At 65.4% G+C, this 18969-nt stretch carries 18 protein-coding genes, 1 pseudogene and 1 riboswitch; of the genes and pseudogenes, 8 read left to right on the top strand and 11 right to left on the bottom strand.

Translation table 11 applies throughout. The features are described from left to right. Positions 1 to 6 precede the first annotated feature (6 nt). Positions 7 to 927 (bottom strand): bestrophin family protein, encoded by a 921-nt coding sequence (locus AC6LJY_RS04790; protein ID WP_104144636.1) that lies wholly within the window; start codon positions 925 to 927, stop codon positions 7 to 9. A gap of 116 nt (positions 928 to 1043) precedes the next feature. Between AC6LJY_RS04790 and AC6LJY_RS04785 the strand changes: the two are divergent. The 3 genes and pseudogenes from AC6LJY_RS04785 to AC6LJY_RS04775 form a co-directional block, all read left to right on the top strand. Next, positions 1044 to 1550, top strand: a pseudogene (locus AC6LJY_RS04785) (SET domain-containing protein); the annotation flags it as partial. A 356-nt stretch (positions 1551 to 1906) separates the two neighbouring features. Continuing rightward, positions 1907 to 2061: riboswitch (FMN riboswitch) on the top strand. 112 nt (positions 2062 to 2173) lie between these two features. Then, positions 2174 to 2887 (top strand): 3,4-dihydroxy-2-butanone-4-phosphate synthase, encoded by a 714-nt coding sequence (gene ribB, locus AC6LJY_RS04780; protein WP_498135397.1) that lies wholly within the window; start codon positions 2174 to 2176, stop codon positions 2885 to 2887. A gap of 165 nt (positions 2888 to 3052) precedes the next feature. After that, positions 3053 to 3703 carry a TetR/AcrR family transcriptional regulator gene (locus AC6LJY_RS04775; protein WP_498135396.1) on the top strand — a complete coding sequence of 217 codons (651 nt, stop codon included), beginning with the start codon at positions 3053 to 3055 and terminating at the stop codon, positions 3701 to 3703. 34 nt (positions 3704 to 3737) lie between these two features. Here AC6LJY_RS04775 and AC6LJY_RS04770 read toward each other — a convergent pair whose 3' ends face one another. The 8 genes from AC6LJY_RS04770 to AC6LJY_RS04735 all read right to left on the bottom strand — a co-directional run bounded on the left by AC6LJY_RS04770 (position 3738) and on the right by AC6LJY_RS04735 (position 10867). After that, entirely contained in the window at positions 3738 to 4253 is a 516-nt protein-coding gene (locus AC6LJY_RS04770; protein ID WP_046804000.1) for a nucleoside 2-deoxyribosyltransferase, read from the bottom strand. Positions 4254 to 4258: 5 nt separating this feature from the next. Further along, entirely contained in the window at positions 4259 to 4828 is a 570-nt protein-coding gene (locus AC6LJY_RS04765; protein WP_104144749.1) for a flavin reductase family protein, read from the bottom strand. A 10-nt stretch (positions 4829 to 4838) separates the two neighbouring features. After that, positions 4839 to 5297, bottom strand: a complete 459-nt coding sequence (locus tag AC6LJY_RS04760) for a nuclear transport factor 2 family protein (RefSeq protein WP_498135395.1) — start codon at positions 5295 to 5297, stop codon at positions 4839 to 4841. Positions 5298 to 5435: 138 nt separating this feature from the next. Then, positions 5436 to 6047 (bottom strand): NAD(P)-dependent oxidoreductase, encoded by a 612-nt coding sequence (locus AC6LJY_RS04755; RefSeq protein WP_498135394.1) that lies wholly within the window; start codon positions 6045 to 6047, stop codon positions 5436 to 5438. A 193-nt stretch (positions 6048 to 6240) separates the two neighbouring features. After that, positions 6241 to 7173 carry a 2-dehydropantoate 2-reductase gene (gene panE, locus AC6LJY_RS04750; protein WP_498135393.1) on the bottom strand — a complete coding sequence of 311 codons (933 nt, stop codon included), beginning with the start codon at positions 7171 to 7173 and terminating at the stop codon, positions 6241 to 6243. Positions 7174 to 7317: 144 nt separating this feature from the next. Further along, a complete protein-coding gene (locus AC6LJY_RS04745) occupies positions 7318 to 8895 on the bottom strand; it encodes a type VI immunity family protein (RefSeq protein ID WP_498135392.1) in 1578 nt (525 codons plus the stop codon). Continuing rightward, entirely contained in the window at positions 8892 to 9719 is an 828-nt protein-coding gene (locus AC6LJY_RS04740; RefSeq protein WP_046804003.1) for a VRR-NUC domain-containing protein, read from the bottom strand. The genes AC6LJY_RS04745 and AC6LJY_RS04740 overlap by 4 nt, the downstream gene beginning before the upstream one ends. Positions 9720 to 9952: 233 nt before the next feature. Next, complete coding sequence (locus AC6LJY_RS04735) at positions 9953 to 10867, bottom strand: DedA family protein/thiosulfate sulfurtransferase GlpE (RefSeq protein ID WP_046804004.1); 915 nt, start codon at positions 10865 to 10867, stop codon at positions 9953 to 9955. 503 nt (positions 10868 to 11370) lie between these two features. Here AC6LJY_RS04735 and AC6LJY_RS04730 point away from each other — a divergent pair. From AC6LJY_RS04730 to AC6LJY_RS04710, 5 genes are all read left to right on the top strand, one after another. After that, entirely contained in the window at positions 11371 to 12405 is a 1035-nt protein-coding gene (locus AC6LJY_RS04730; RefSeq protein ID WP_082134413.1) for a BMP family protein, read from the top strand. Further along, positions 12402 to 13931, top strand: coding sequence for an ABC transporter ATP-binding protein (locus AC6LJY_RS04725; protein WP_319306383.1), 1530 nt, complete (start codon positions 12402 to 12404; stop codon positions 13929 to 13931). The genes AC6LJY_RS04730 and AC6LJY_RS04725 overlap by 4 nt, the downstream gene beginning before the upstream one ends. A 58-nt stretch (positions 13932 to 13989) precedes the next feature. Further along, positions 13990 to 15063: an ABC transporter permease gene (locus AC6LJY_RS04720; RefSeq protein ID WP_046804006.1), complete on the top strand. Its 1074-nt coding sequence runs from the start codon at positions 13990 to 13992 to the stop codon at positions 15061 to 15063. Between the two features lie 10 nt (positions 15064 to 15073). Further along, the gene (locus tag AC6LJY_RS04715) at positions 15074 to 16024 is read left to right on the top strand and encodes an ABC transporter permease (protein ID WP_046804007.1); all 951 of its coding nucleotides are present in this window, start codon (positions 15074 to 15076) and stop codon (positions 16022 to 16024) included. Positions 16025 to 16164: 140 nt separating this feature from the next. Then, positions 16165 to 17445, top strand: coding sequence for an amidohydrolase family protein (locus tag AC6LJY_RS04710; RefSeq protein ID WP_498135391.1), 1281 nt, complete (start codon positions 16165 to 16167; stop codon positions 17443 to 17445). Here AC6LJY_RS04710 and AC6LJY_RS04705 read toward each other — a convergent pair. Both AC6LJY_RS04705 and AC6LJY_RS04700 read right to left on the bottom strand, forming a co-directional pair. Beyond that, positions 17420 to 17809, bottom strand: a complete 390-nt coding sequence (locus AC6LJY_RS04705; protein WP_046804009.1) for a RidA family protein — start codon at positions 17807 to 17809, stop codon at positions 17420 to 17422. The two genes, AC6LJY_RS04710 and AC6LJY_RS04705, sit on opposite strands and share 26 nt — an antisense overlap. Then, on the bottom strand, positions 17806 to 18969 hold the full coding sequence (locus AC6LJY_RS04700; RefSeq protein WP_498135390.1) for an NAD(P)/FAD-dependent oxidoreductase: 1164 nt from the start codon (positions 18967 to 18969) through the stop codon (positions 17806 to 17808). Before AC6LJY_RS04700 ends, AC6LJY_RS04705 begins: the two co-directional genes overlap by 4 nt.

The raw sequence follows: 18969 nt of genomic DNA, 5'->3' as shown, positions 1-18969 counted from the left end.
CGGCGCTCAGCGCAGGATGTAGTCCTGCGGCACGGCCGGTTCCGGTAGCGGGCGCACGCCCAGGCCTTCCAGCAAATCGATCTCGATGACGCGGGCCAGCGCCGACAGGGGCAGGTCGTTTTCTTCCAGGCCGAAGGGGTCCTCAAGCTCGTCGCCCAACGCGTCCAGCCCAAAGAAGGTGTAGGCAATGATGATGACCGCCACGGGCGTCAGATATTCCAGCGTGCCCACCAGGCCGAATGGCAGCAGCAGGCAGAACAGCCATGCCGTGCGATGCAGCAGCAAGGAATACGCGAACGGACAGGGCGTGAACTTGATGCGTTCGCAGGCGGCCTGGATGGCGGCGCACTGGGCCACGCGTTGGGTCAGGCCCTGGTAAAGAATGTCGCTGAGTTCGCCGCGCCGCAGGCAGCCGGCCAGATCGCGGTTGATGGCCATGAGCAGGGCGTCGGGCACGTTGCGGCAACCGGCCAGCGTGTCCAGTTCGTCTTGCTGCACCCAGGGGCGCACCGCATCGACCATGTCCTGCCCGCGCAGCCGCGCCGCCAGGCCATAACCGAACCCGATGCAGCGCCGCACCAGCCGTTCCTGGATCGGGTTGGCCGTGCTGGCGGCCAGCAGCACAGCGCTTTCGCGCGCCAGGCTGCGCGCCTGCACGATCAGGTCACCCCATTGCTTGCGGGCTTCCCACCAACGGTCATAGCAGACGTTGTTGCGAAACCCCATGAACACCGAAAGCGCCAGCCCGAACAGCGAAAACGGCACCGCCGTCAGGTGCGCGGGCGAGAACCACTGGCGGTGGTACATCCACACCACCACGCAGGACAACAGCGTGATGACGAGGATCCTGCTGAGAATGCGCGGGATGATGGAACCGCGCAACACAAAGAACAAACCCAACGCGGAAGGCCGCGGACGGACGATCATGATGAATATCAAGTAAAGACAAGGCGGCGCTCACTATACGCCTGTCATCCGTGTCACAAGCGCGTCGATATAATTCTGTTTCGTCTCATTCCCCCACCGTCTCGCCTCACGCCTCCATGACCACCGAAGCCACCCCGATCAAGCCCTGGCACGTCGTTCGCCGCTCGAAGTTGCATGGCAATGGCGTCTTCGCCGCCCGCAAGATCCCCGCGGGCACACGCATCATCGAGTACGGCGGCGCGCGCATCAGCGCCAAGGAAGCCGACCGGCGCCATCCCACCAACCCGGACGATCCGTTCCACACGTTCTTCTTCGCGCTCAGCTCCGGCCGCGTGATCGACGGTGGCGACCAAGGCAATGACGCGCGCTGGATCAACCATTCCTGTCAGCCCAATTGCGAAGCGCAGGAAGGCAAGCACGGCAAGCGCGTCTACATCGTGGCCTTGCAGGACATCCCGCGCGGCACCGAGCTGTCGTACGACTACGGGCTGGTGCTGGACGGCCGCATCACCAAGGCGCTGAAAGAAGGCTACCGCTGCCTGTGCGGCACCCCGCCGTGCCGAGGCACGATGCTGGCGCTGCCGAAGAAGAAGACGGATAAGAAGGCATCGAAGGAAGCGGCGGAGGCGGTGACGGAGAAGGCGGAGAAGGTGGCGGAGCCGCGGACGAAGGCCGCACCGAAGAAGGCTGCACCGAAGAAGGCTGCACCGAAGAAGGCTGCACCGAAGGAGGCTGCAACGAAGAACGCAGCGACGAAGAAGGCTGCACCGAGTAAGGCAGCACCGAAGAATGCAGCACCGAAGAATGCAGCAACGAAGCGGGCAGCAACGAAGCGGGCAGCAACGAAAAAGGCCCCGACCCAGGCGGCCCCGGCCGACAAATCCGTCCCCTGAAACTCGGCGTACGCACCTCCGCCCCGCCTGTCCCACCATCCGCGCGGACAGGCGTACAATCGCCGATGTCGTTAACACGACATGCAGTACGTCTTCAGGGCGGGGTGCAATTCCCCACCGGCGGTATGCCATGCAATGTGGCGAGCCCGCGAGCGCCCGGCGTCCTTCACGGACATCGGGGTCAGCAGATCTGGTGAGATGCCAGAGCCGACGGTCATAGTCCGGATGAGAGAAGATGTGCCGGCACAACACCCGTCATCCAGGCGCACTTGCGCCTGGAACGTCGTATTGTGCTTGGCTGTCGATTAGCCCTGAAACGTTTTTCGCCCCCTTCATTTTGCGAGAGCGTTTCAATGTCCACCCTCAATACCCCGCAGTCCCTCCCCAGCCTGGCTTCGCAACCGTTCGCCGCCCGTTTGCAGCGCGCGCTGCATCATCTGCGCCTGGGCCGTCCCGTCATCCTCATGGACGACTTCGATCGCGAGAACGAAGCTGACCTTATCGTCGCCGCCGACAAGCTGACCGTGCCCGTCATGGCGCAACTGATCCGCGACGGCAGCGGCATCGTCTGCCTGTGCCTGCCCGGCGAAACGCTCGACCGCCTGGAACTTCCGCCCATGGTCACGCGCAACCAAAGCCGCTTCGCCACCGCATTCACCGTGTCGATCGAGGCGCGCGACGGCGTCAGCACCGGCGTGTCCGCCGTGGACCGCGTCACCACCATCCGCGCGGCGATTTCGCCGACCGCGCAAAGCGAAGATATCGTGAGCCCCGGCCACGTATTCCCGCTGCGCGCACAGCCCGGTGGCGTGCTGACGCGACGCGGTCACACCGAAGGCTCGGTCGACCTGGCCGTGCTGGCCGGCCTGCGCCCGGCCGGCGTGCTGTGCGAACTGATGAACCCCGACGGCACCATGATGCGCGGCTCCTCGCTTGAACGCTACGCCGCCCAGCACGGCCTGGTCGCCCTGACCATCGCCGAACTGGCCGATCACCTGCAACAGCTGAAAGACGGCCAGACGCAGCCCGTGGACGACGAAGTGCTGGAAATGGCCGCCACGGTCTGACGTCGGCCATTGAGAAAGCGTGCGTGAAAAGGGCGTGGCGATCTGACACCATCGCGACTGAATTCGTCGATGGCATAATCCGCGCTTGCGGGTAAAAAATCAGATTGCCTGCCGTAAATTCCATGAGCCATTGCTCAGGTTTGATACTCGCCTTTCAACGCATCCATGACCGCCATTCCCCAGCCCCGAAAATCGCCGCGCCAGCTCCGTTCCCAGCACACCGTCGACACGATCCTGCAAGCGACGGCTCACGTTCTGGCCACGCACGGCTACGCGGGCACCAACACCAATCTGATCGCTGAAACGGCGGGTGTCAGCGTCGGGTCGCTGTACCAGTACTTTCCCAACAAGAACGCGCTGATCGTGGCGCTGCACCAGCGCCATGACAACCAGATGCTGGATGTCATCGACGATGTGCTGAACAGCAATCCCGCCGCGACGCTGAAAGAGCGCGTGGCCGCCATCGTGCAGGCCATGCTGCACGCGCACCTGCTGGAACCTGCGCTGCACCGCGTGCTGGAACGGGAATTCCCCTTGTTCGACACGCCGCGCGAACACAGCATGGCCGACCAGGACATCCACCGCCGCATGCGGCATCTGCTGGAACTGCACCGGGCCGAGATCGCGCAGCAGGATCGCGATCTGGCGACTTATGTGGTGCTGCGCATCATGGAATCGCTGGTGCACGCGGCGGCGTTGGAGCCGCCCGCGGGCTTTTCCACCGAGCAGCTGGAAGAGGCCGTGGTGGATGCGGTGATGGGGTATCTGGGTACGCCGGTGGCGAAGAAGGCAACGCGCAAGAAGGCGGCGAAGTAAGTGGTGGCGAAGTAAGCGGCGGCGACTGGCGCTATTACCGGCTCCCGCCGGCGTCCTGCGCCATGCGGGCCAGGCAATCGGAAGCCTTGCCCACCACAATGCGCGCACTGCACGCCAGCATCAGGTTCAGATTCAAGCCGAAGTCTTCCACCGTGTAGCCATCGGCGTCGACCATGCGCGCGGCGCCGTCGTCGGCCGCCGCCCCCACCGCCACCTGATCGATCAGCGATCCCGCCTGGCTGGTATAGCCCCATACCGGCTTGCCGCAGGCGATGGCGTAGCCCACCTCGAAGGCCGTGCCCGAATCCGGCTCGGTACCCCGGAACGCATTCAAGTTGGCCATCACCATGTCGGCACGCCGGATCAGCGCGACGTTCTCGCGATAGATCCACTGCGCCAGTGCCGCGCCCGACAGGTCTTGCGGCGCCGTATTGTCCAAGGGAAAAAGCCCCTCGAATCCGTACGTCGCGCACAAGGCCTTGAGCCGCTGGCCATGCGCCACGGCATCGGGCAGGAAGACGTCGAACCCCGCAAGATACACGCTGCGCATAGGGGCTACTCCGGTTCTGAAACGTTGAAGGGCTGGCCGGTGGCAAAGAACGAACCGCCCGCCACATAGTGAATCGAACGGCGCTCGTCTTGGGGGAAGTGCCAGCGGTTTTGCGAGAACACATCGGGCGCGGCCCACGCGGCCACGACTTCGCCGATGAACAGATCATAAGCCTGCTGGTTGTGCGGTTCGGGCACGACCTTGCATTCCAGCCAGCCCAGGCAGTCGCTGACCAGCGGCGCGCCGATCTTGCTGGCGGCAAACGTGGTCAGCCCGCAGTGTTCGAACTTGTCCACGCCCCGGCCCGTTTCCGAGCCCACCTTCAAGGTGGCCGCAGCCTGCGCGCGCGACGGTATGCACAGCGCGAATTCGCCCGATGCTTCGATGAGTTCGCGCGTGTAGGTGTTCTTGTCCACCACCACCAGCATCTTGGCCGGATTGAAATCCAGCGGCATCGCCCACGCGGCCGCCATCACGTTGCGCGATGCGCCATGGGCGCTGGTGACCAGCACGGTGGGGCCGTGGTTCAACAGCAGGTAGGACCGGGGCAACTCTACGGCTTCGATGCGTGACATGGCGGCCTTGTTAGAACATGCCATTCTGATTGGCGGGGTTCTCGGGAATTTCCTGGCTGACGTCCCAGTGTTCGACGATCTTTCCTTTGTCGACCCGAAAGATGTCGACGATGGCCTGACCTCGATCTTCAGGCGAATCACGCCATTGATTGTGGATCACCACCAGATCGCCCTCGGCGATCACACGCTTGATGTCGACGATGGCTTGCGGATGCTGGCCGAAATAAGGCGGGAAGAAATCAACCATGGGGCTGACGCCATCGCGCATGTACGGGTTGTGCTGCACATAGTTGGGGCTGACGTACAGGCGCACGGCCTCATCGACGTCGCGGTCCTGGAACATCATGCGAAAAAACGCAACGACGATCTCCTTGTTCGACTGCGGCCCGGCCGCCAGCGCGGGCGCGCAGGCGAGGCTTTGGGACGCAAGCAGCACACAGGCGGCCAAGGATTTGCACTTCATACGCATACGGACAACTTCTGGATACGCCGGCTGGCGGCCTGCCAGTTTACAAACAAAAAGGCGGGTTCCGGCAGGCTTGCACAATAGAAAAAGGAGCCCTTGACGGGCTCCCAGGTACCTTGGCGGCAGGGGCCGGCGGCGGCTTCAGTAGCCCACCGTGTAGCGGCGGCGCGCATGCTGCGGGGTTTCGATTTCGTCGGCCAGCGCAATCGCGTAGTCCTCCATCGAAATCCAGCTCTTGCCTTCGTCATCGGCCAACAGGTGGTCTTCGCCCAGGCGGAACTGGCCGGTGCGTTCGCCCGGCTCAAACATTGCCGAGGGCGACAGGAACGCCCAGTTCAGCACCTTTTCCTGGCGCAGCGTGTCCAGGAACACGACGCCGGCGCGCGCCTCGGGTTTGTAGGCATCCGGAAATTCGGGGGTGTCGATCAGCAGCGTGCCGGGCGCCACCAGCAGGCTGCCCGCGCCGCCGACCACCAGCAGGCGCGGCACGCCCGCGTTCTTCACAGCGGCGATCAGGGGCTTGGCGTCGGTCGACACGAAGCGCGTGGCGCTGACCACGGCGTCGTGGCCGGCCAGCAGGGGGGTCAAGGTGGCGGGGTCGGTGGCGTCGCCCTGCTGGATGGTCAGGCCGGGCTGGGCGTTGACGTCGGCTGGGTTGCGGGCGATGCCCGTTACCTGGTGGCCGCGCTTGAGCAGTTCGTCCGCCACGCGCGAGCCCACGCGGCCCGTGATTCCGATCAATGCGATTTTCATGGTCTTGCTCCTGGGAAAGGGGCGGGGCGACGCGCGGTGCACGATGCGCCGCCTGTCGCCCCGAATCTGGCAATCCATACTATTCGGTCAATTCCGAACAACAAACCCATCAAAAGGGACGAGTTTTTTGCAATCCATGCATCAATGGATCATGAATCAATGGATCATGAACCCATAGACCCACCCGGACCAATCAACCGGCAGCGGCCGCGCGCTGCGCCTGATACACCTGCAAATGCGAATAGGCCACGCGCAGATAGGTCGCGTCCACGCCCAGCGTGTGGGCGCGATGCACCATGTCGCCCACAATGTGGTCCGCTTCCACCGGCAGGCCCTGGCGCAGGTCGCGGAACATGGACGCCGTCATGGGTTGCGTGCGGTCGCTGATCAAGTTCTGCACAAACGCATCGGCCTCCGGACGCACCGCATGGCCGGAAGCGGCGGCCACGGCCTGCGATTCTTGCAGCAGGCTTTTCAGGATATCGATGCCGTCGTCGGTGGACGCAATCTGGCCGATCGAGCCGCGCATCAGGCACGTGGCGGCGGCCAGCGTGGTCAGCATCACGTACTTTTCCCACATGTCCTGGTGGATGTCTTCGCTAAGGCGGCTGACATATTCACCGCCGGCCAGAGCCTGTTCCAGCGCCCCGCAACGCTCGCTGCGCGCCGGGCCCGCGCGTTCGCCGAAGACGATATTCGCGTGCTTGCCCAGGTGCACCACTTCGCCGTCCGGGCCCAGCGTGGCGTTGATCTGGCACAGCCCGCCCAACACGCGATGCGGTTCAAATTCGCGGTCCAGCACGTCGTATTGCAGCACGCCGTTCATGATGGGCAGCACGGCGGTGTCCGGACCGACAGCGGGGCGGATGGCGTCGATGGCGCTGGCCAGGTCGTACGCCTTGCAGCTGAGCACGACCACGTCATAGGTGCCTTGCAGCGTCTGCTGCGTGACCAGCTTCGGATGCAAGGTGGCATCACCGAGCGGGCTCTTGATGCGCAAGCCTTGTTCGCGCAAGCGCGCGGCGCGCGGTTCGCGCACCAGAAAGGTCACATCCGCGCCCGCCTGCGCGGCGCGCCCGCCGAAATATCCGCCCGTGCCGCCGGCACCCAAAAACAACAACCGCATTCGTCTCTCCTGTAGCCGCCCACCTGTATTGCGGGCTGAACTGGAATTATGCGCTTGGCAACAAGCCTCGCCCACCCCGGCGTGCATCCAAACGAGCCCGCGCGGCCACAACGCGTCGCAGGGCCGATCATCAGCCTGGGCCGGTTATTTCATGAATGTCACCAGTACCCAGGTGACGTCCTGCCCATTGATCTGCGGGAAGATCGTCTGATGCATGAAGGTCTGGGGGCCCGTGGCAAATTCCTGGCACGTCCATGTGCCGGGGTAGGGGCAGGCCTGGCCCGACCGACCGTGCGCGGCGCCCGCGGGCGCGGCCACGGCTTCGTGCATCCACCGCCACGTTATTGGCCGCCCTTGGTACGCCGGCAAGGGCTCATGTTTGGCCACGACGCACCAGACGTCGGCCACTTCGTGCGCGCGCCACTGACCGGCGCGAGGGGCAAGCTGGCCCGTTTCGGCGCCGCGCGCCGGTTCAGGTTCAGGCACCCGCTGGTCGATATCGCGTTGCCAGATGACGCGCCCGCGCGAGGTGTCCTGGGAGATGGGTGGCGCGACGTCGTCGGCCTTGAAGTAGCGGCGTGACTGGTCTTGCGCCAGCGTGTACCACCAGCCCTCAGATGGAATCGTGCTGCCCGCGACGACGTGGGTGGGTACGGGATCGACCGCCGGCGCCCCTGGTTCATGACCACGAATGTCCGGCGTGGGCCAATCGCTGTCATCGTCGAACCGCGCCAGCCAACGCTGAGTGTCGCGACGGTTGAAGCGTTCGTTCGGGTCGCCGTCCCATTCGCCAAAGCCGACCAGATCCAGCTGCGGGTGGCGAATTCTGCGCAGCCGCCGGTTGAGCAAAACGGGAAGCGCGGGCACGCCGTCTTCAACCGGATAGAGCTCGGGTTGCGGCCCCAACTCGATCCAATGACCGCCACTCAGGGCGTCGATACGGATACGCGGATCGGCAAGTTGCGCGATCACGTCTTCGCTGGAAAGAGACACCTTATTGCGCCAGATGTCGGACAGGAAGAAGCCCCAGGTGGGTGGACGGATGCCGGAAGGCAGCTGCGGCGTGAGCGACATGCCGAATGGGTAATCGGTATCCAGGCCATAAAAATGTGGCGCCAACGCGCGATCCCATACCGCTGTTTCGGCACGCATGCCGAATTCCAGCGGGTTTCCCATTGAAAAGCCGCTGTAGACCTGGGCCGGCTTCAGGCGGCCGATTGCATCCAGCACGAACCGCCGCCACGCGTCTTTGTTCTCCAGCCACCATTGCCAGCGGTAATAAAACTGGATCGATGAATAGTTTTGTTCACGATCGCCCCGCAGATTGTGCCGCCACAGATACGCGGAATGGGTTGGCGAACTTTGGTAGTTCTTTTCGTCTGAGAACTTTACGACGAAAACGTTTTCCAGGGGCTTTCGCCTCGCCCACTCGCGTATATCGCCAAGCCGCTTCGAGCCGTAGGGATGCGGGCGCTCGGAGTCGGGATGCGTGGCGACGGTGAACGGATGCCCAACCAGATTCTCGAATGCCTCCTTCACATCGATCATCGCGAGCGTCGTCTGAAGGTAATGCGTGGGCTCGTAGGTGAAGTAGAACGTCGAAAACAGGGTTGTCGATAATTCGAACGCGCCGTGGTCGACGGCGGTGTGAGGCCATTTTTTCAGGTCGGTGACCATGCCGAACAGATCGTCGTCGTCGATCAAAGGGTGACTGGTGCTCATCGTCCTCTCCTTGGCTTTCGATCGCTATCGCCAGCCTTCTCTGGCCGATAGCCGGTGCAATCCTCCGGCACCCGCAAGAGTGCAACTTTTTGGGGATCCCGGCCCATCAGTTCAAGGTAGTCGCTTATCTGCACATCCCTGACCCAGTCGTTCGGAAACTTGATCTCCACCGCCGCGAACACGTTGTCGACCTCAAACGGCTGCTGGCGGTATTCCACGATGACCAAATCCGGCGCCAGGCTGCCTTTCGGCCTTGGCCAGAAGGGGAAATATTCACTGATGCGCAGGGGTCGCGTCGCCGGGTCGCCCAGCATCGCCGCGCGCGACGCGGCGTTGTAGTTAGGTTCCGCTTTCAAAGGGCTTTGCCACGCCAGCAGGTCATCCACCGCTTCAAACACCAGCGACGCCGTGGTCTGCTTGAGCGCGATATCGATCGTGGTTTCGATGACCTCGCCCGGGATCTTCTTGCGTATCCGTCTGGGCACGATCAGCGGCGACTTCAGCGCCCACTGGCACACCATGCTGATCACCGGCCGGAATGGGATCTTGCGTTCGATGTACTGCCGGTACGTCACGTTTTCACGGCGGCCGCGCGACACCGTGACGTTGCCGCCAGTGCGCACGAACGTCGAGCTCTTGATGTCGATCTCTTTCTTCATGCCGCTGATGGCATCTTTCAGGATGGTCTGGACCTCTTTCTTGCGCTGGCCGATCTGCGCCAGCGTCTCGGCCGTTTCGATGGCGGTTTGCGCCGTTTCGTAGGCGGCGTAAGCACGATAGGCGCGATATCCCCAGATAAGCGCACCGACAACAGGGGCTGCCATGCAAGACCTCCTTGTCGACGGGAACCAGGCCGGCATGCAAGAGGCACGGCGTCCTGGACCTCAACCCGAAGCCAAGATCTTGCGCAATAGACGCGGGGCAGGTCTATAGGAGGAGTCTGATAGCGCATATCAGGGGGAGCCGAATTCCGACATGGCGCAAGACGGTTGGCCAGGGACCAGACCGGGCAACCGGGTGCCACGGGTCACCGGTCTCACGTGTCGCCCGCTTTCGATCAAGCCTCTTGATTGCGCTCCATCCACGCTTCGTAGCCGCCGCGCAGCGCCCACGTCTTGGGGTATCCCGCGGCGCGCAGGCGCGAGGCGAGCAGTGCGGCCGAGACCTCGTTCGGGCAGGCGCAATAGACCACGATGTCGGAATCCAGCGCCTGCGCGTCCAGCTTGGGCAGGGGCGCCTTCAGGTCCACGGCGATGGCGCCGGGAATGCGCGCGCCGTCGCCTTGCGCGTCGGGCCGCACGTCAAAGACCAGCGTGTTGCGGCCGTCCTGGCGCCATTGCATCAGCTCGTCGACCGACACGCGCGGGATGACGCGCAGGCTGCGCAGCAGGATCTTGCGGCGCAAAAAGCGCGCCAGTATGTACAGCGCCAGCACCGCCGCCAGCACACCCAAGCCCATCGGGCCGTAGGTGCCCAGCACATCCAGCACGTCGTTGATGACGCTGTGGAACAGCCCGCCCAGCAGCAACGCGGAACCCGCCCAGATCATCGCGCCGACCAGGTCGTAGACCAGGAAGCGCCGATACGCCGTGCCGGTCAGCCCGGCCATGACGGTGGACAGCGCGCCCGCGCCGGGCAGGAACTTGCACACCAGCAAGGCGCGCACGCCAATGCGCAGGTACAGGCGCTGCGTCTGGCGTATGCAGGAATCCTGCGACAAGGACATCTTGCAAACCACGCCCAACAGCCGCGCGCCATATCGGCGGCCGGCCACATACCAAAGCGTATCGGCCAACAGGCAGGCAACGGTCGCGGCCAGCCACGGCGCGAGCCAACCCGCCGCGCCGCCCAACGCACCGGCAGCGATCAACATGGGATAGGCGGGCACGGGCAGGCCCGCCTGTTCGACCAGGACGTTGGCGAACACCAGCCACCCGCCGTATTGCTCGAGCAGCAATTGAATGTCTTGCATGGATCTTCCAGCTTGCCGCGCCACGCACGGCCGAAGCAGCGATTTTAATGGGCCTGCCGCCCGCGCGGCGCTTGGCGAACGCGCCCGCGCACCAAAACGCGGTTTTCCACGCGCCGTGTCCATCCCTTGGGACGGCAGGCACCAAATTGGTGCCACGTTTCCCTGCCAGGGTGCCTATAATTCCGCCCGGCCATCAGGTTTCCCCGACTAGTGCAGGGCAAGCGCATGGCATACAACTTGCTTCGCCAGGACTGGCAGCGAACCCGACCATGTGGATGGGACGCGCCTTCCGGCGTCCCCATCCGATGACCGATCCCACGCCCACGTTTTCGTCCGATTGCCCCGGCTTGTCCGCCGGTGGCCGGGACCGTGGCACGTTGGACCGCGAATCCGCGCGACACCCGCATTGCCGGCCGTGCCCGCCGCTGTCCGGCACACACCGTGCCGCCGCCGCATCGCTGCCATCCCATCACGTTTCCATCCCCCGCGAAGGAGTCACCCGCATGAAATCCCTGTCCCCCTCGTCCGCAGGCGGCATTGCCCGCCGTGGCCTGCTCAAGCTGGCCGCGGCCGCCGCCACCGGCGTGCTGCTGTTCTCGGGCGCGGCGCAAGCCCAAGCCCCCGCCAAGACCAAGGTTGCCGCCATCTACACGGTACCGGTCGAGCAGCAATGGGTGTCGCGCATCCACAAGGCGCTGACCGCCGCGCGCGACCGTGGCGAGATCGACTACACCTTCTCGGAAAACGTCACCAACGCCGACTACGAGCGCGTGATGCGCCAGTACGCCGAGCAGGGCAACAAGCTGGTCGTGGGTGAAGCCTTTGCCGTGGAAGCCGCCGCGCGCAAGGTGGCCAAGGACTATCCGCAGACCGCCTTCCTGATGGGCTCGTCGGGCAAGCCGCAGCAGCCCAACTTCTCGGTGTTCGACAACTACATCCAGGAACCCGCGTACCTGACCGGCATGATCGCCGGCGGCATGAGCCAGACGGGCAAGATCGGCCTGGTGGGCGGCTACCCCATCCCCGAAGTGAACCGCCTGATGCAAGCCTTCATTGAAGGCGCCAAGGAAGTGAACCCGAAGGCCGAATTCACCGTGACCTTCATCGGTTCGTGGTTCGATCCCCCGAAGGCCAAGGAGGCCGCCTTCGCCATGATCGACAAGGGCGCGGACGTGCTGTACGCCGAGCGTTTCGGCGTGTCGGACGCCGCCAAGGAACGCGGCAAGCTGGCTATCGGCAACGTGATCGACACGCAGCCGCAGTACCCCGAAACCGTCGTGGCATCCGCGTTGTGGAGCATGGAACCGACCATCGACGAAGCCCTCAAGCAGGTCAAGGCCGGCACGTTCAAGGCTGAAGACTACGGCCAGTACTCGTTGATGAAGCACAAGGGCTCGTCTCTCGCGCCGCTGGGCACCTTCGAAAAGAAGATCCCCGCCGATCTCGTCGCCAAGGTCGACGCCAAGCAGAAGGCCATCCTGGATGGCAGCTTCGCCGTCAAGGTCAACGACAAAGAACCCAAGTCCTCGGCACGATGAACCAAGCGCCTCTCGCCCTGCAACTGACAGGGATCACCAAACGGTTCGGCAGCCTGACGGCCAACGACGATATCTCGCTGACGCTACGGCAGGGCGAGGTCTTGGCCTTGCTGGGCGAGAACGGCGCCGGCAAATCGACGCTGGTGTCGATTCTGTTCGGCCACTATGTGGCCGATGCCGGCAGCATTGACGTGTTCGGCAAGCCCCTGCCGCCCGGCCGGCCCGACGCCGCGTTGGCGGCGGGCGTGGGCATGGTGCATCAGCACTTCACCCTGGCCGACAACCTGAGCGTGCTGGACAACATCATGGTCGGCACGGAATCGCTGTGGAAGCTGGCCTCGGGCCGCGCCAAGGCACGCCGCCGCCTGGTTGAACTGGGCCAGCGCTTCGGCCTGGGCGTGGACCCGGACGCGCGCGTGGGCGGCTTGTCCGTCGGCGAAAAACAGCGCGTTGAAATCCTGAAGGCGCTGTATCGCGGCGCGCGCGTGCTGATCCTGGATGAGCCCACCGCGGTGCTCACGCCGCAAGAAGTACAGGATCTGTTCGCCACCTTGCGCGGCTTTGTCGACGACGGCCTGGCCGTCATCTTCATTTCGCACAAGCTGGACGAAGTGATGGCCGTATCGCGCCGCGTGGCCGTGCTGCGCCAGGGCAAGCTGGTGGCCGAACGCGACACCGCCGGCACCAGCCCCGCCGAGCTTGCGGAACTGATGGTGGGCCGCAAGGTCGTCATGCCGCGCGCCGAGGCGGTGGCCGCCGCCGAACAGGCCGCGCCGGTCGTGACCTTGTCGCAAGTGACCGTGCGCGACGGCCGCGATGGCGCGCCGCGCCTGGACAGCCTGGACCTGACCGTGCACAAACATGAAATCGTGGCGATCGCGGGCGTGGCCGGCAACGGCCAGCAGGCGTTGGTATCGGTACTGACCGGCCTGCGCCACCCCAGCGACGGCACCATCCGGCTGGGCGCGGAACACGCGCCCGCGCCCACCACGCCCGCCGGCTGGACCGCTGCCCGCGTCGGCCGCATCCCCGAAGACCGCCACGGCGAAGGCATGATCGGCGACAGCCCGCTTTGGGAAAACGCCATCGTTGAAGACCTCAAAGACAAGCGCTTCGCGCGCTACGGTTTGATCCGCGCACGCGCCGGCCGCGCCTACGCCGCGTCACTGGCCAAGCAGTTCGATGTGCGCGCGGCCTCGTTGGATGTGCGCACGCGCAGCCTGTCGGGCGGCAATATGCAAAAGCTGATCCTGGGCCGCACGCTGGCGCGCGAACCGCGCTTCATCGTGGCCGACCAGCCCACCTGGGGCCTGGACATCGGCGCCGTGGCCTATGTGCGCGAGCAGCTGCTGGCCGCCCGCGCGCGCGGCGCCGGCGTGCTGCTGGTGTCCGAAGACCTGGAAGAAATCTTTGCGCTGGCCGACCGCATCGCCGTGCTGTGCGGCGGCAAGCTGGTGGCCGTCAAACCGGTGGCCGAATGGACGCCCGCCACCGTCGGCCTGGCCATGACGGGAACGCGCGCGTGACGACTCGTACCGTCGCGCGCCGCGCCTGCCGCGCCCCCCTTTACCGAGCCTTACTCGCATGAAACTGATCCTGGAACGCCGCCCCGAGCCCAGCCGCCTGGCGCTGGCCTTGGCCCCCATCGCGGCCATCCTCTTCACCCTGGCGGTCTGCACTTTGCTGGTCGCCTGGGCCGGCGCGCCCGTGGGCCGCACCTACGCGCTGCTGTTCGAAGGCGCGTTCGGCTCGCGCTTCGCGCTGTCCGAAACGCTGACCCGCGCCACGCCCTTGATGCTGACGGGCCTGGCCTGTGCCGTGGCGTTTCGCGCGCGCTTCTACAACATCGGCGCCGAAGGCCAGCTGTATCTGGGCGCGCTGGCGGCGGTGGCCATCGGCGGGCTGCACGACGGCACGGGATTCGACCTGCCCGTGCCCGTGCTGTTCGGCGGCATGATGCTGGCGGCCGCGCTGGCCGGCGCCTTGCTGCTGCTGATTCCCGCGCTGCTCAAGACCCGCCTGGGCGTGGACGAAGTGGTGACCACCTTGCTGGGCAACTTCATCGTGCTGCTGTTCGTGTCCATGATGCTGGACGGCCCCATGAAGGACCCGATGGCGATGGGCTGGCCGCAGTCCGTGGCGCTTAACGGCGACCTGGAGTTGGGCAAGCTGATCGAGCGCACGCGCGCCCACACCGGGCTGCTGTGGGCCGCAGGCCTGGCGCTGGGCTTGTGGCTGTTGAATCGCTACACGGTGTTCGGCTTCCAGATGCGCGCCGTGGGCGCCAACGCGCACGCCTCGCGTTTCCTGGGCCTGCCGGTCAACCGCGTGATGTTGGGCACCGCGATGTTGTCCGGCGCGCTGGCCGGCCTGGCGGGCGCCATCGAAGTGGCGGGCCGCACCGGCTACGTCACGCTGGATATGTCGCCGGGCTATGGCTACACCGGCGTGGTCGTCGCCATGCTGGCCGGGCTGCATCCGCTGGGCGTGATCCTGGCCAGCATCTTTGTCGCCGGCATGCTGGTCGGCGCGGACAGCATGAGCCGCGCCATCGCGGTGCCGAACTACATCGCCGACGTCATCGTCGCCACCTCGTTGCTTGCCATGCTGGTCGCGACGCTATTTGCGCAGTACCGCCTGCGCCGCAACCGGGCTTGAGGAGCACGCCATGGAATGGATGGATCTGTTGAGTTCCTCGGCCTTCTGGGTCGCCGTGCTGCGTCTGGCGACGCCGTTGATTCTGGGCACCTTGGGCGTGCTGCTGTGCGAGCGCGCGGGGGTGTTGAATCTGGGCATCGAAGGCATCATGGCCGCCGGGGCATTTACCGGCTGGCTGGTCGTGTACCTGGGCGCGCCGCTGTATGTGGGCGTGTTGGCGGCGGCCTTTGCCGGTGCCGTGTTCGGTTTGCTGCATGCCGTGCTGACGGTGCCGCTGGGCCTGTCGCAACACGTGTCGGGATTGGGCGTGACGCTGCTTGCCACCAGCCTGTCGTACTTTGCTTACCGGGTGACGTTTCCCAGCGTGAACACGCCGCCCACGATCACGCCGTTTGCCGAGATGAAATTCCTGGACGGCATTCCGCTGATCGGCCCGGTGCTGGCGGGGCAGACGCCCATGACACTGATCGCGCTGGCCGCCGTGCCCATTCTTGCCTGGGTGCTGAACCGCACCCCGGTCGGGTTGGCGATCCGCATGGTGGGCGAAAACCCCGCCGCCGCCGAAGGGCAGGGCCTGTCCGTCACGCGACTGCGCATCGGCGCGATTGTGGCCGGGTCGGCACTGATGGGCGTGGCCGGCAGCTTCCTGACGCTGGCGGCGTTCAACGCGTTCTTTTTCAACATGGTCAACGGCCGGGGCTGGGTGTGCGTGGCGCTGGTGGTGTTTGCATCGTGGCGGCCCGGCAAGGCGCTACTGGGCGCGTTGATCTTCGCCTTTTTCGATGCGCTGCAACTGCGCCTGCAACAAGGCGGCGCGGCCTTGCCCGGCCTGCCCGAGCTACCGTATCAGGTGTACCTGATGCTGCCCTACATCCTGTCCATCCTCGCCCTGGTAGTCATGGCGCGCCGCGCCGCCTACCCCCAAGCGCTGATGAAGCCGTACCGCAAAGGCGAACGCTAGCGGGGACCCAGCCCCGAAGCGCTGCGCGCTTCCCCCTCAAGGGAGCATCGCGACGGACCGGCGGAGCCGGCTCCGCGCGACCCCGAGGGTGGGTACTTTTGCGGCATTGTGAAATACTGAACTTCCATTAGGATCACCCCATGCTCGATCTGATTATCAAGAATTGCACGCTGCCCGATGGGCGCACGAACGTCGACATCGGCGTGGCGCAGGGTCGCATTACGGCGGTGGAGCCCGCGCTGAAAGCCGAAGCCGGGCAGATGATCGACGCCGCCGGCCAGCTCGTGTCGTCGCCCTTTGTGGACGCGCACTTTCACATGGATTCCACGCTGTCCTTCGGGCTGCCGCGCGTGAACCAGTCCGGCACCTTGCTGGAAGGCATCGCGCTGTGGGGTGAACTCAAGCCGCTGTTGACGCAGGAAGCGCTGGTGGAACGCGCGTTGGCGTATTGCGACTGGGCTGTTGCCCGGGGCCTGCTGGCCATCCGCTCGCACGTAGACGTCTGTGACCCGCGCCTGCTCGCCACCGAAGCGCTGCTGCACGTGCGCGAAAAGGTCAAACCCTATCTGGACCTGCAACTGGTCGCCTTCCCGCAAGACGGCGTGCTGCGCGCGCCCGGTGCGCTGGACAACCTGAAGCGCGCGCTCGACATGGGCGTGGACGTGGTCGGCGGCATTCCGCACTTTGAACGCACCATGCAGGACGGCGCCGAATCCGTGCGCATCCTGTGCGAACTGGCCGCCGAACGCGGCCTGCGCGTGGACATGCATTGCGACGAAAGCGACGACCCCTTGTCGCGCCACATCGAAACGCTGGCCTACCACACGCAACGCCTGGGCCTGCACGGCCGCGTCACCGGTTCGCACCTGACGTCCATGCATTCCATGGACAACTACTACGTGTCCAAGCTGATCCCGCTGATGCGCGAAGCCGGTGTCGCGGCAATTGCCAACCCGCTGATCAACATCACGCTGCAAGGCCGCCACGACACCTATCCCAAGCGCCGTGGCATGACCCGCGTGCCCGAACTGCTGGCGGCCGGCGTGCCGGTGGCCTTCGGCCATGACTGCGTGATGGACCCCTGGTACAGCCTGGGCTCGGGCGACATGCTGGAAGTGGCGCACATGGGTCTGCACGTGGCCCAGATGACGGGCCAGGACGCCATGCGCGCCTGTTTCGAGGCCGTGACGACCACGCCCGCCAAGATCCTGGGGCTGGACGACACGGGCATCGCGGTCGGTAAGCGCGCCGACCTGGTGTTGTTGCAAGCGCGCGATCCCGTCGAAGCGCTACGCCTGCGCGCGACCCGCCTGATGGTGCTGCGCGCGGGGCAGGTGATTGCCACCACGCCGCCCGCTACCGCCACCTTGAATCTGCCGGGCCGCCCGGGTCAGGTCAGCTTTCAGACACCGGCCCGCTGACATACGGCGGCCGCTTGGCGGCCGTCACGATAATCTCCACCAGCAGCTCCGGCGCGGCCAGCTTGGCCTCGCAGGTGGCGCGGGTGGGCATCGCATCGGGCAGCGCCCACTCGGCCCACACGCTGTTCATGCCCGCGAAATCGCGGTCGATATCCTTCAGCCAGATCTGCACCGACAGCAGTCGCGACTTGTCGGTGCCGGCCTCGGCCAGATAGCCGTCGATCTTGGCCAGCGCGTCGCGCGTCTGCGCCACGATGCCGCCTTCGGCCGCTGACGTCACGCCCGCCACATAGACCGTATCGCCATGGATCACGATGCGGCTCAGGCGCTGGTTGGTTTGCTTGCGCACGATGTCGTCGTTCATTCGTCTTGCTCCTTTTCTGATGGGGTGGACGCCTTCGCCGCGTCCGAAAAACGGTCAATCCGGAAGGGCGCAATCGGCATGTCCGTCGCGCCGGTGGTAATCAAATCGGCCATGATGCGGCCCACGATGGGGCCCAGTTCAAAGCCATGCGCCGAAAAGCCGAACGCATGGAACGCGGTCTCGTGGCGGCTGCTGCGACCGATCACGGGGATCTCGTCCGGCATGGCCGCTTCGATGCCCGCCCAGCCCCGGTTCACGATGGCGTGGCGCATGTGGGGGAATAAGTCGCAGACCGTACGCGCGCCTTCCGCCAACGAGCGGAAATCCAGCTCGGTCCATTCGGCGTCGCGATCCACCCAGGCACGCCGCCCGCCGCCGATCAGCACCGTGCCGTTGCCGCGCTGCTTGAACGATAGCGCGCGCCCGGTGCCCAGCACGACGGGGTCCAGAAAGTGATCAATGCGCAACGTCACCAACATCATCGGGCTGATGGCCAGGAGCGGCACCGGCTCACCCCACTGCGCCGCGATACGGTCGGCCCAGGCACCCGCGCAGTTCAATACTTGCGGCGCGGTGTAGGTGCCGGCATCAGTGTCCACGCGCCACTGCGTGCCGTCGTGCGTCACGCCATGCACGCGCACGCCTTCCAGAAAGCGCGCACCCAGGCTCGCGGCCTTGGTACGAAACGCCAGCGTTGTGCGATACGGGTCGGCCGCGCCGTCCTCGCGCGCCATCAGCCCGCCCTGGATGGTTGGCGCGATGGCGGGGATCATGTCGCGCAGGTCCTCGGCGCTGATCCATGCTTCGTGCGTGTAGCCATGGTCCGTCATCGTGCGCAGGCGCTGCCGCAACGTGTCGGCGTCTGCTGCGTTCTCGGCCACGCGTACCTGCCCGTGCTGCTCGAAACCACAATCGTCATCCACCAGGTCGCCGATGCGAAACCAAAGTTCGCGCGAGGCCAGCGCCAGCGGGACTTCGGCCAGATGCCGCGACAAGGTCCGCACGCCGCCCGCGTTCACGCCCGACGCGTGCCGACCCACGTAGTTCTTTTCGATCACCAGGGCGGGCACGCCAGCACGCGCCAGATGCAGCGCGGCCGAGCTGCCGTGCAGGCCCCCGCCAATGATGATGACCGCCGCCGACCGCGTTGAACCGGTCAT

This window comes from Achromobacter sp. RT286_PF, from assembly GCF_059760425.1.
This window is presented reverse-complemented; position numbering and strand designations above follow the sequence as displayed.